General features: G+C 61.7%; 10 protein-coding genes. 5 read left to right on the forward strand and 5 right to left on the reverse strand.

Translation table 11 applies throughout. The features are described from left to right. Positions 1-238: 238 nt before the first annotated feature. Complete coding sequence (locus tag ACMGE0_RS10740) at positions 239-1,036, forward strand: ABC transporter substrate-binding protein (protein ID WP_436815890.1); 798 nt, start codon at positions 239-241, stop codon at positions 1,034-1,036. A 79-nt stretch (positions 1,037-1,115) separates the two neighbouring features. Further along, a complete protein-coding gene (locus ACMGE0_RS10745) occupies positions 1,116-1,790 on the forward strand; it encodes an amino acid ABC transporter permease (protein WP_436815832.1) in 675 nt (224 codons plus the stop codon). Positions 1,791-1,798: 8 nt separating this feature from the next. Here the strand turns inward: ACMGE0_RS10745 and ACMGE0_RS10750 are convergent, their stop codons facing one another. Continuing rightward, positions 1,799-2,314, reverse strand: a complete 516-nt coding sequence (locus ACMGE0_RS10750; protein ID WP_436815833.1) for a MarR family winged helix-turn-helix transcriptional regulator — start codon at positions 2,312-2,314, stop codon at positions 1,799-1,801. A gap of 69 nt (positions 2,315-2,383) precedes the next feature. Then, positions 2,384-3,961, reverse strand: coding sequence for a phytoene desaturase family protein (locus tag ACMGE0_RS10755; protein WP_436815834.1), 1,578 nt, complete (start codon positions 3,959-3,961; stop codon positions 2,384-2,386). A 316-nt stretch (positions 3,962-4,277) separates the two neighbouring features. On the opposite strand from ACMGE0_RS10755, the gene ACMGE0_RS10760 reads away from it, so the two are divergent. The 3 genes from ACMGE0_RS10760 to ACMGE0_RS10770 all read left to right on the forward strand — a co-directional run bounded on the left by ACMGE0_RS10760 (position 4,278) and on the right by ACMGE0_RS10770 (position 7,258). Further along, a complete protein-coding gene (locus tag ACMGE0_RS10760) occupies positions 4,278-5,063 on the forward strand; it encodes a cyclase family protein (protein WP_085419857.1) in 786 nt (261 codons plus the stop codon). A gap of 62 nt (positions 5,064-5,125) precedes the next feature. Further along, positions 5,126-6,715, forward strand: coding sequence for a phytoene desaturase family protein (locus ACMGE0_RS10765; protein ID WP_436815835.1), 1,590 nt, complete (start codon positions 5,126-5,128; stop codon positions 6,713-6,715). 33 nt (positions 6,716-6,748) lie between these two features. Beyond that, a complete protein-coding gene (locus ACMGE0_RS10770) occupies positions 6,749-7,258 on the forward strand; it encodes a MarR family winged helix-turn-helix transcriptional regulator (protein ID WP_436815836.1) in 510 nt (169 codons plus the stop codon). Between the two features lie 52 nt (positions 7,259-7,310). Here ACMGE0_RS10770 and ACMGE0_RS10775 read toward each other — a convergent pair whose 3' ends face one another. The 3 genes from ACMGE0_RS10775 to ACMGE0_RS10785 form a co-directional block, all read right to left on the reverse strand. Next, positions 7,311-8,675 (reverse strand): virulence factor family protein, encoded by a 1,365-nt coding sequence (locus ACMGE0_RS10775; RefSeq protein ID WP_436815837.1) that lies wholly within the window; start codon positions 8,673-8,675, stop codon positions 7,311-7,313. Further along, on the reverse strand, positions 8,672-11,254 hold the full coding sequence (gene mprF, locus ACMGE0_RS10780) for a bifunctional lysylphosphatidylglycerol flippase/synthetase MprF (protein WP_436815838.1): 2,583 nt from the start codon (positions 11,252-11,254) through the stop codon (positions 8,672-8,674). The genes ACMGE0_RS10775 and mprF overlap by 4 nt, the downstream gene beginning before the upstream one ends. A gap of 93 nt (positions 11,255-11,347) precedes the next feature. Then, positions 11,348-12,895, reverse strand: coding sequence for an indolepyruvate oxidoreductase subunit beta family protein (locus ACMGE0_RS10785; RefSeq protein ID WP_436815839.1), 1,548 nt, complete (start codon positions 12,893-12,895; stop codon positions 11,348-11,350). Positions 12,896-12,897: the final 2 nt, after the last annotated feature.

The raw sequence follows: 12,897 nt of genomic DNA on the forward strand, positions 1-12,897 counted from the left end.
TGCCGTCAGTAACGACCATTCAGGACATGATTTAAGCTTCAATCTTTTCGCTTGAAACCGGCCGGATTTTCCATCACGATCCCCTGCAAACGCGCGTTGAAAGAGGATATGAAACGCTCGCGGCTTCGCTCTGGAGGAGAGCCCGATTGAGTTAGTTTCATTCATCGCCGACAAGAAAACACCGTTCGATCGGGAGAGAGCCTCCGGTCACGAAACAGAGGGAACGAAATCAATGATCATCACCCTTTTCCGCCGTGCCTTCATGGGCCTCGCGGGCGCCGCCGTCCTGTCCCTGGCGAGCGCCGGCCTTGCGTCCGCTGAAGCGCTCGTTGTCGGCTCCTATCCGAGCAACCCGCCCTTCGAATACAAAACCGCCGACGGCAAGTTTGAAGGCTTCGAGGTCGACATCGTCAATGAGGTAGCCAAACGCCTCGGCATGACGGTCGAAATTTCCGACCTCGGCTTCCAGGCTCTGTTCGCCGCCGTCTCCTCCAGGCGCATCGATGTGGCGATCTCCTCGATCACCATCACCAAGGAACGTCTCGCCAGCCAGTCCTTCACCCAGCCCTATTACGATTCCGATATGGGTATCGCCACCCGCAAGGAGGCCAACCTTTCCGCGGTCGAGGATCTGAAGGGGAAGGTTGTCGGCGTGCTGGCCGGCTCCACCGGGGACAAGTGGAGCAAGGACAACCAGGCGAAATACGGCATCAGCGAGATCAAGAGCTACAACGCTCAGCAGGACCTGCTGATGGACCTCTCCGCCGGCCGTGCCGACGCTGCGGTCAGCGACGTCCCGGGCATGGAATACGCTTTCCTCAAGATGAAGGACCTCGCCGTCAAGGTTCGCATCAAGACCGGCGAACAGTATGGTCTGATGATGAGCAAGGACCATCCGCTGCTTGCCAAGGCAAACGATGCGATTACCGCGATGAAGAAGGACGGTACGCTCGCCGCCATCCACAAGAAATGGTTCGGCAGCGATCCGGCCGCCGGCTCCGCTTCCGCCGTGGAACAGCCGCTGCCGAAACTCTGAGCCGGCTATCGACGGTTTTCGCTTCAATCGTGCCGGCCGGCAACGGCCGGCATTTTCATGGATATAGAGGCACACGGACATGACCCTCCTCGAAACATTCTTCAATCTCGAAGTCCTGAGCCTCTCCTTTTTCCCGCTGCTGCGCGGATTGGTGAACACGTTCCTGCTCGGCATCGCCGGCATCGGTTTCGGCATTCCCTGCGGCTTGGTGATCGGGCTGCTGCGCCTCTATGCTCCGAAGCCGGTGCGCTACCTGATGGTGCTCTATATCGACATCTTCCGGGCCGCCCCCATGCTCGTGGTGCTCATCATGATCTATTACGCGCTGCCCTTTGTCGGCATCCGGCTTTCCTCCTGGACCTCTGCGGGGCTCGCTTTCTCGATCGTCATGGCCGCCTATTCGGCCGAGGTCTTCCGCTCCGGCATCGAGAGCATTCCGAAGGGCCAGTTCGAGGCGGCCTCCGCTCTCGGCATTCCTTTTCTCGTGACGCTCCGCAAGGTCGTGCTGCCGCAGGCGATCCGCATCGTCATCCCGCCGATGACGAACAACTGCGTCTCGATGTTCAAGGATACGTCGCTCGCCTCGACGGTGGCGCTTCCTGAACTTCTGAAGGAAGCGACCGACGCCCAGGCGCTGCATGCCAATCCGACGCCGCTGATCGGCGCGGCGCTGATCTACATCGCCTTCCTCTGGCCGATGGTGCGGCTGGTGAGCCTGCTCGAAAAGAAATTCAACAAGGAAAAGAAGCGGTAGTTTAAGGACTATTCGAAGACGGCGCCGGAAAGGTGATTGCTGGCGGAATTCTTCACCGCTCCAATTTCGGACCAAAGTGTCGCAATCATCTGCGGATCGACGTCGGCCATCATCTCCTGCAGCCAGCTTTCATGGGCGGTGGCCATGGCAGCAAAAAACGTCATGCCGCTTTCGGTGAGCTTCGCGACGGTAACACGTCGATCGCCGTCCGGCGTCACGCGCTGGACGTAACCATCCGCTTCCAGCCGCTCGACGAGACCGGTGACATTGCCGTTCGTCACCATGGTGCGCTTGGAAAGCTCCCCGAGGCGCAAGCCCTCCTTCTCGCGATAGAGCTGCGCCATCAGGTCGAATTGCGGCAGCGTCGCGCCGAATTCGGCTCTCAGCCGCCGTCGGATTTCCTGGCTGATCAGCTTGGTCGTCGAGAGCATGCGCAGCCAGAGACGCAGTTCGGGCTTAGAGCGCCCCTGAGCGCCATGCACGATGATCTCCAGATCGATGTTGATCGCTTCCGCTTCTGCCATTCCGAATGCAGCCTCTTTCACTCAGAAAGCTCTAAAAGCTGATATTTGAAATGTCAAAGGTTCGTGCGCTTAGCGTTTGCCGGCCAGCACCTTCGCCAACATGAAGCCGGAGCCGGCGCCGGTTCCCGCTCCCGGCCAGGTGGAGGCCCCGCAGAGATAGAGCGACTTCACCGGCGTCTTGTAACGCGAATAGCCGGCGACCGGCCGGAACAGAAAATTCTGGTCGAGATGATGGCTTCCGGAAAGATTGTCGCCGCCGATCAGGTTCGGGTTCTCGCGCTCGAGATCGAGCGGCGAGAAGATCGCCCGGCCGAGGATTTTTGCTTTCGTACCCGGCGCGTAACCTTCGAGGAGATCGAGTGCACGATCCGCATAAGCCTCCTTGACTTCATCCCAGTCCGTGCCCGCGATCATGCCTGACGCGTCACTGCGGATCTCCGCAGGCAATACGCGCACTTGCACCCAGAGCACGTGCTTGCCCGCTGGTGCCCGCGACGGGTCGAGTGCCGTAGGCTGACCGACCACCAGCGCCGGCTCGGAAGGAAGCAGGCCGGCCATGGCCTCGGAATAGACCCGCGACATCATGGCGAGATCCGGCGCCACATGCACATAGGCGAAACTCTTCAGGGCCTCCCCGGCCTTCCAATCCGGCAGACTATTCATGGCCAGATGGATCATCATCGTACCCGGTCCGGCGCGGAAGCTCGCAATCTTGCGGTCGAAAGCCTCACGTGCCGGGTCGGCATCGACCAGCTTGCCGAAGAGCAGCCTGGGATGTGCATTGGAAATGACCGCCTTGCGCGCGGTGATCACCCGACCATCCGAAAGCCTTACCCCGGTTGCCGCGCCACCCGACATCTCGATCCTCTCCACCGGCGCGCCGAGCAGCAGTTCGCCGCCTTTCGTCTTCAGCAGTCCCGTCATCGCCTTGATGATCGTATCGGCACCACCCTGGCCGATCACCATGCCGAAAGCCTGGTTCGCCATGCTTTCGAGATAAGGAAAGAGCGCACCGCCCGCGACATCCGGAGCGAAATCGAGATGCAGGCCCCAGGCGCTCATCATCGCCTTGACCTTGTCGTGCTTGAAACGCGCGTCGAGAAAATCGCGCGGCGAAGCGAGCAGCATGCGCGCCGTGTCGTAAAGCCAGCCGCTCCCCTTCTGCCGCCATGCCTTCCAGACCACGTTCGCGGCGGCAAAAGAGGGCATGGGCGAACCGAGCAAGGCGAAGATATGCGGCGCATCGGCCGCGAACTCGGCCAAAAGCTTCCGCCATGCATCAGCGTCCTCGGAAGAGATCGCGGCGATTGCACCGGCGGTTTCCTCCATGTCGGTCGAGACACCAAGACAGGTCCCGTCCCGAAAGACGCTGGCGAAGCAATGTTTGGCCGGCACAAGGCCAAGCCCATGGCCGATCAGCTCTTCCTTATAGGCTGCGAAGAACGGCGAACCGGCGAACATGGAGAGATTCATGGCGGCAAAATCATGCCGGAAACCCGGCAGCGTCAATTCGCGGGTTTTCACCGCGCCGCCCGGCTCGTCCCTGCCTTCGATCACCGCCACCGACCAGCCATGCGCGGCGAGATGGATAGCCGACGCGAGTCCGTTATGGCCGGCTCCGATCACCACCGCGTCATAAGCCGTCATCCTCGTCCTCTCGGTTTCGCTATTTATCCATATGCATACATTTTCCCGAAACCACATCAAGAGGCGCTGCCAGCCCGGCTGTTATGCGAAGCATATTGGTGCAAGACATTTCGGCACCTTTATATATCACTTTTGGCGAAATCCGCCCCTTCCCCAGCCGCGTTCGAATGAGCAGGAATTGCGAAAAGCGGCTCGGCCAGATTGCTTGCATCCTCATATTTTCTGCAATAGGCTCGCGCCATCGGTTAGCGACACCCGGAGAGGAACCGGCTGCCGCCCGGCTTATGAAACCGGTCATTCAAGGGGAACCCGAACCATGTCTTCCAACGCTCTTTCCAGTCTCGCTTCTGCTCTTCTTTCCGGCTCGGTCAAGGTGGTCGATCTGACGGCGCCGCTCGGTCCGGACACCCCCGTCCTCTACCTGCCGCCGCAGTTCGGCAAGAACACGCCGAAGGTCGCCGTCCACACCATCTCGGCCTACGATCAGGACGGCCCCTTCTGGGCTTGGAACTGGCTGGAGCTCGGCGAGCACACCGGCACCCATTTCGACGCGCCCTGTCATTGGATCACCGGCAAGGACAATCCGAAGAACACGACCGATACCATTCCGCCGCAGAATTTCGTCGCTCCCGTCAACGTCATAGACCGCTCCAAGGAGGCCGCCGAAAACCCGGACTACCTGCTGACCGTCGAAAGCATCAAGGAGTGGGAAGCCGAGCACGGCGAAATCGAGGCCGGGACCTGGGTGTTGATGCGCTCCGACTGGTACAAGCGCAACGGCTCCACCGAGACCTTCCTCAACGCCGACGAGAACGGACCGCACTCGCCGGGTCCGACCGCCGAAGCGATCGAATATCTGTTGTCCAAGGGCATCATCGGCTGGGGCCAGGAAACCGTTGGGACCGATGCCGGTTCGGCCGGCGGCATGAACCCGCCCTTCCCGGCCCACAACCTTATGCACAAGAACAACAAGTATGGTCTCGCTTCGCTCTCGAACCTCGACCAGCTTCCGCCGAAGGGCGCCGTGCTGATCGCCGCCCCGCTCAAGATCGTCAAGGGCACCGGCTCGCCGGTCCGCGCGCTGGCTCTCATCGCCGGCTGACCTTCCGGGCCGGATCGCTCGCGGTCCGGCCCTTTCTGTATCCAGCGGAGAGAAGGGGCGGCATGGCGGATTTCGACTACATCATCGTCGGCAGCGGCATCAACGCGCTTGTCGCCGCCGCCATGCTCGGCAAGAAGGGCAAAAGGGTCCTTGTCCTGGAGCGCAACGATCGTATCGGCGGCTGCCTCCGTACGGAGGAGATCACCGAGCCCGGCTTCGTTCACGACGTGATGGCGACCACGATGGTGCTGTTCCTGACCTCGCCTGCCTATGGCGCGCTCGGCAAGGATCTCGAAGCACGCGGCCTCGAATTCGCCCATGCGGACCTGCCGACCGGCGTGCTGCGACCGGACGGCTCGTCGGTCATCCTTTCAAAGGACCGGCAGCGCAATATCGCAATTTTTGAAGCTCTGGCCGAGGGTGACGGCAAGACCTTCGACAGGGAAATGAACCTGCTCGGAGCGGATGCTCCCTTCCTTTTCTCGCTGCTGAGTGGCGCGCTCTGGTCCGGCACAACTTTGAAAGCCGTAGCCGGGCGGGGCTGGAGCAAAGGCTTGCGCCAGCTTGCCGCCTGGTTCGGCGATGCGTTGACGCCGGCGCGCGGCTATCTCGAAACCACCTACAAATCCGACGCCGCTCATGCCCTTTGGGCCCCCTGGGTGCTGCATTGCGGGCTTTCGCCGGAAAGCGCCTATTCCGCCGAGATGGTCAAAGTGATCGGTTTCGCGATCGAGCTTGCCGGCTGCCCGATCGTCAAAGGAGGTGCCGTCAACCTTGTCCAAGCTTTCGAACGGCTGATCACCGATCAAGGCGGCGCGCTCCGCACCGGCGCCGATGTCGAACGCATTCTCTCGGGCACGGGGGGCAAAGCCGCCGGCGTACGGCTCTCAGGTGGCGAAACGATCAACGCGGCAGCGGGCGTCATCTGCTCCACGACGCCCAACCAAATCTATGATCGGCTGCTCAAGGATTGGCCGCAGCCCGCTCCGGAAGAAACTCGCGAAAGCGTTGCCCGCTATCGTTACGGCAAAGGCAACATGCAGATTCACTACGCCCTCTCCGCGCCGCCACGATGGAAGGGCGATCCGGAACTGGGCAAGGTTGCGCTCCTGCATCTGACGCCGGGCCTCGACGGTGTTTCGCGCGCCACCAACGAATGCGAACGCGGATTGCTTCCTGCCAAACCGACCGTCTGCGTCGGCCAGCCGGCGAGCTTCGACCCGTCGCGGGCGCCGGAAGGAAAATCAATCCTATGGCTTCAGCTTCCGGAGGCGCCGCGCTTCATCAAGGGCGATGCCGCTGGCGAGATCGAGACACCCGCGGATGGTCGCTGGAGCGAGGAAGTGCGCGAGCGCTATGCCGACCGGACAGAGGCGTTCATCGCCCGTCACATTGAGAACTTTTCGGAGATAAAACTTGCCCGCCGGGCCTATTCACCCACCGATCTGGAAGGGATGAACATGAACCTCGTGGGTGGCGATCCCTATGGCGGCTTCTGCGGGCTGGACCAGTTTTTCCTCTGGCGGCCTTTCAAGTCGTCTGTTAACCACCGCACCCACGTGCCGGGCCTCTATCATATCGGCGCCTCGACCCATCCTGGACCGGGGCTTGCGGGTGGCTCCGGTTTTCTGCTGGCATCGTCGCTGCGCTGAAGACGCGGCGATCTGAGACATCAAAGAGGGCTTATGGCAGAACGGTTTTCAGGCGTGGTGCTGCGCCGGCATCAGGAAGGCGATCAGGTGGACCGTCCAACCATGGGCGAGATCGGCCTCAACCATTTTGCGCCCTACCTGATGAACCGCATCATCGCCCGCTGGAACTCCAACATGGCGGAGGAACTGCGGGAATATGACCTGTCGACCGCCAAGATGCGCACGCTCGCAGTCTTGAGCGTCTCCGCTTCGCTCACCATCAACGAGCTTTCGGTCTTTGCCGTTATCGAGCAATCCACCATGAGCCGGACGCTCGATTCGCTGGAGGAACAGGGCTACATCCGCCGCACGCCGCGGCCGGAAGACATGCGTATCCGCGACGTGACGATCACGGAAGAAGGGCGTGCGGCCTTCGCGCGCTTCTGGCCGACCATGTACGATTCCCTCTTGAGGATGTTCGACGGTATCGACGAGGAGGAATATCGCGCCTTCACGGGCACGCTTCACAAGATTCTCGTCAACATCCGCAAGCACGAGATCTGAAACGCCGACAAGGTAAACGGCTCGAACGACCTGCGAGGAAGAACCAAAGCGCCTATTTCAAGCGCCCCTGCAGGCTGTCGCGAATCCGCTTGCCGAGCGCCTGGTAGTTCTCGTCGAAATGATGCCCGCCGTCGATCGGCACGACCTCGACGCCGCGATCCTTGAGCGTCGGGCAGGGATCGTCATCCTCATCCGTGCCATAGACGCATTGGACGAGCTTCGGATCGATTTTCGTGATGTCGGCCACGGGATCGCCGCCCTTGCCGGCGGTGGCGACGCCGAGCCAGCCGGTGACGGAGATCTCATAATCCACCTCATGGGACAGACCGAGCAGCGTGATCTGCTTCACCCTGGCTTTGTCGGCTGCCGGCAGAAGATTGTAGGTTGCAGGTATCACGTCGGCGCCGAACGAATAGCCGACCAGCAGCACGTTCTCGACCCCCCAATGCCGCCGGTAGTGCTCGATGATCTTCGCGAGATCGTCGGCAGTTTCCTGCGGCGTGCGCTCGGACCAGAAATAGCGGAGCGAATCCACCCCAATTGTCGGAATGCCCTGAGATTGCAGGTAGCCGCCCACTTCGCTGTCGAGGTCGCGCCAGCCGCCGTCGCCGGAATAGATCACCGCCAGGGTGTTCATGGCCGGCTTGGCGTCGAGGACCGTGAGCGGCAGGTCGAGCGGCTGGCCGTTCTGGCTCGCGGCTGCGATATGCTCCAGGAGGACCCGGGACAATGCCGCATCCGGCGTCTCGCCGGAGTCCACAAGCTCCACTTCGGGATGTTCCTGCTTCAGGCGCTGGCCATGCGCCTTGCCGGCAGCATCCCCGGAAACGGTCGAGACGATTGTCACGGCCGCAGGGAGGGCTCCGTCGTCGAAGCCGTAAACCGTCCGGTTGCCGACTACCTGCTTCGAAGCCGGCGTGCAGAGTTCCTTGGCAAGCGGAATGCCCGCCAGCGGATCGACTGCGATCGCTTCGCCGATCGTCGCATTCGGGCTCTGGGAGATCATGCCCAGCGCCAGCGCCCCGCCCTCCCCGATGCCGGCGACGATCGGATGCCGGTAATTCGGGTTTCCGATCCGCCGCTGCACCTGTTGAGACACGTCCTCGATATCGGAGACCATGTAAATGCAATCGCCGTCATCGGCGGCAAGCGATTTGATATAGGCGGGAAAGTCGATGCCGACCACCGCGGCACCCGCATTCAGCAGCGCCTGCGCTTGCGTCTCTTCCCGGGCACCCCAACCCTGCGCATCGGAAATCAGGAAAACAATGCCTTGCAGATCGTTGCCATTGTTCGGCAGCATGACGCGCGGCGACGGGATCATGCCCGTCTGGTAATCCTGCTGCTGGGCGGCAGCCGTCATGGTCCAGAACGACAGACCCGCAAGTACGATGCAAAGAGAACGCAGAAACATCATTTACCGACCACTCCTCTCAAGCCGCCGCCGATCAGAAGCGTCGCGTCCATCATCACGATAGCGGGGCTGACGCCGCCCGCCACAGCCAGATAACGCGGCTCCCAGACGGGATTGAACTTCGACTTGAAAGCTTTCAACCCTTTGAAATTGTAAAACCGTTCGCCGTGTTCGAACACCACGCTGCCGATCCGGTCCCAGGCAAGAGCAGCCTCGCGGGTGGACATGCCGGAAAGCGGCGCCATGCCGAGATTGAAACGTGCATAACCCGCATCGCGAAGATATTCCATGATCTTCACGAATAGAAAATCCATCGAGCCTTTCGGCGCATCCGGCAAGAAGCGCATCAGATCGACGGTTCCCTCCTGTTTCGTGTCGGTGACGCAAAGCGTTGCGAAGGCGACGATCTGCCCCGCCTTGCGCAGAACCGCCACCGGCTGCGAAGCGACATAATCGTCCCGGAAGGCGCCCAGCGAAAAGGTCTTCTCGCGCGTATTATGCTCCGCGAGCCACGCGTCTGAAACCTGCCTCAGCTCTTCGATCGACGCCATCACATCCGGCGGATCGACGATAGAAAACTCCAGTCCCTCACGCACGCCTTTATTGAGTGCCTGGCGAAGCCCGGCGAGCCGTCCACCCTTGAGATCGAAGCGCGAGAGATCGACGATCGCCAGTTCACCCAGCCTGAAGGCTCTCAACCCAGCATCGGCGCAATGGGAAAGGAGGCCTGGAGATATCTGGTAGAAGACAGCGCGCCCGCCCTGTGCTCGCGCCTCCTCGACGAAGCGCCAGACGAGATCGGCCATTTCCCCCTGCGGCCCGACCGGATCGAAGAGCGCGATCCAGGAACGGCCTTGAATGCCGTACATGATGAAGGCCTTGCCGCTGTCGGAGAACATAAGCCGCTTGTCGCCCATTCTGACAAGATTGGCGTCGGCATTGTCCTGCGCCATCACGATTTCGATCGCCCGATTGAGATCGCCGGAGGTCGACGGCGGCGAACGCCGGACGGCCGGCCGGAGCAAGCTGAAAAGCGAGATGCTTGCTGCAAAGATCGCCAGCCCCAGAACAGCGCGCAAACCGCGCGGCGCCTCCTCGGAAAATTCGAACTGCCACCAGAGCTCGTGACTATATTCCACCTCGCGATAGACGAAGAGCAGCACGGTGACGGCCGCAGCCACGATGATGAGCATTGCGGCAATCCAGCTCGGCGTCAGCACCTGACCGAACAAAGATGCCCGACGGTCGAACTGTTTCGCGCTGAGAAAGAGGCCGGCCAGGAGGACGATAAGAAACGCCGCTTCGAAGGGAGCGATCGCGCGCACGAAGGCGAAAACGAGCGCCAGCACGCTGCAGATCATTCCTGTCCACCAGGCCCCGTCCAATCGTGCGCCGATCCCACGCGCTGCAACGAACAGGATGAGGCCGAGAATGCTGGAGATGAAATGCGCACCTTCCACGAGAGGCAGCGGCAGATAGCCGGCTAGGAAATCGAGGTCGGAATCCGGTGTCGGCGTCACGCTGGAAAAGATGAGCATGGTGCCGGCGATGATCGCGAATGTCGCGAGCAGCGGCGGTGCGAGCCGGAATTCCAGCTTTCGAAGCGTCGAGGCGACGGGATGATGCGCAAGCTGGCGGATTTCGACGCCGATCACCACCAATGTCGCGATGAGCAGCGGCAGGACGTGATAGATGACGCGGTAGAGAACCAGGCTCCCGAGCACCTGATCGATGCTGACCGCGCTGCCGAGGGCCGCGACGATCACCGTCTCGAAGACGCCGAGGCCTGCCGGCACATGGCTCAGCACGCCAAGGCCGACCGCGGTGGCATAGATCGCCAGGAAGGAAGGCCAGCCGATCTCCGTCTGCGGCAGGAGGACATAGAGGACCGACGCCGAGGCAGCGATGTCCAGCGCGGTGATGAGGAACTGCTGCGAAGACGTGCGGGTATCCGGCAGACGAGCGCTCAATCCGCCGACCGAGATCGTACGCCCGTTGCGTCCGAGGATCACCAGAGCGGAAAGCAATACAACGATCAGGATCGCTCCACCACGAACCCAGCCGCCGCCGATACCGATAATGTCACCGATCCTCGGTGCCGTGACGAGTGAAGCAAGCGCGGTAACGGCAAGCAATCCGAGGCCGAAAGCCAGCGTCACGAAAGCGATGACCCGGCCGATATCGTCCGGCGAAAGACCAAGCCGCGAATAGACCCGGAAACGTATGGCGCCGCCGCTCAGCGCTCCGAACCCCGCCGTGTTACCGACCGCATAGGCGCTGAACGCAGTCATGGCGACCGGTACGATGGGCAGCGACCGGCCGATATAGGTGAGCGCGTTCACGTCGTAGCCGACGAGGGCGGCAAAACTCAATGCGGTGAAGAAGACCGCAAGGCCGATCGAGGACCAGCGTGTGTTGCCGAGTGCTTCGACCACATCGTCATAGCTCACCTCAGTGGTCAGATCGTAGATCGCAAACGTGGTGAACGCGAAAACCGCCAGCATCGCCAAAGCGATGAGGTAAGGGCGATACGCCTCAAGGAGGTCTCGAAAGCGGCTAGGCTGACGATCCGTGGATTCCATTTCGACTGCCGATGCTGAGAAGCTGCGCGTATAGACTTTGATCGGACGCGCAGCAAAAGCAACGGGATCACGGCGTAAATGTGTCTGATATGCTTAAAGCGTCGCCACCGTCTTGAGCGCGCCGTCGAGGGCGATGCCGTTCTCGTCGAGAAGCGCCGCCTGCCGCAGGCGCTTCATCCAGGCTGCGCCGTCTTCGCGATCCTGCAGTGTGGTCAGTGCCGACATGACGCGGTCGAACTTCGAAAGGCCGCGCGCATGCGTGTCGGAATAGCCTTTCACCAGCCGGCGATTGTTGATCACCTCGACCGCGAGATCGTAATTCCGCGGCAGAAGCGAGGCGGCCGCATTGAGCCAGGCTTCCCGGTGCTCGGTCTCGCGCATATGCCGCAGCGTACCGCGGCGCGTGCGGCGCAGAGCTGCGAGTATATAAAGCGTCATGAACCAGGAGAGCGTGCCTGTCTGTACCCGCCGGCCCTTGTTGATGCGGCGATCGAGCCAGGCGAAAAGCTTCGGGCGGCTCTCGATCCAGAGGCCCAGCCCCTTCGGTAGCGTGCCGCAGACCTCCTCCATACGCGGATGCATATATTCGGTCATGTAGAGGATCTGATTCTGCTTGACGCCGACCTCCTTGCGGACCCGCTCAAAGCGCGAGCCGCGCGTCTTCAGGTCGGCGACGCGGACGACATCGTCATAGGCCATGGCGACAGCCACATATTTCGCCGACTGGACCGTGAAGGCGTAATCCCTTTCTTCACCGCCATTGGCACGGTCGAGGGTGAGAAGCTTGCCGACGCGGTCGAGATATTCGCCGGCATAGGCCGGATCCTGAAAATCGGTAAGCTTCCTGACGCCGGCAAAAAGCAGCGGCCAGGCCGCTTCCGGAAATTCGGCGCGCAGGCGGTGCACCAGCCGGTCGAGCTCCGGATGGCCGGCGGTTTCCGGCATGACGTCGAAGCGTTTCGACGGTGAGGCGGCGATTTCCTCGCGCGGCCTGGCTTTGGCGCGGTCGTAGGCCGCATTGAAGGCTTTGAGGCTCGGCTCCACGCCCTTGCCGCCACCCCGGATCGTCCCCTCGAAAGCCTCTTTGGAAAAAGGCAGCACTTCGGCCGCGGCAAGGGCTCCAAACATTGAAGCGGAGATGACGCTGCCGTTCTTCAGCGCCAGGGTGTCCATGTCGAAAGCGATGGTACGCTTGGCGGCGAAGTCCGTGGCGCCCACCACCACAGTCGGATCGCCCGTGCCGTCGCCGGGCTTTTCCTTCTCACCGACCGCATAGGAACGATGCGTGGAAGCGATCAGCGTCGTCTTGTCGGGCGTGACGAGGCCCCGCAGCACGGAGCGGCCGGCTTCCATCAGTTCGGCGGCGAGCACGACATCCACGTCGCCGGGCGTCGGCATCAGCGAAAAGATCGGCGAGACCCCATCCCTGGCCGGCAGCATCTCGATATAATAGATCGTCGCGCCGGTGCGCTGGGCAACGCCCGGTACGGAGGTGGACTGAGCCATCCAGCCCTGTTCCTCGGCAAGGCCGACGATCCAGTCAGCCAGCACGCCGCCGCCCTGGCCGCCCATGGCAAGAATGGCAAGCGTGAGCGGCTTGTCGGAGGCAATCAACGACTTCGGGTTCACGGTCTCGTTCATGG

The sequence above is a fragment of the Neorhizobium descurainiae genome (genome assembly GCF_051400715.1).
In the GTDB taxonomy this organism is placed as follows: Bacteria; Pseudomonadota; Alphaproteobacteria; order Rhizobiales; family Rhizobiaceae; genus Neorhizobium.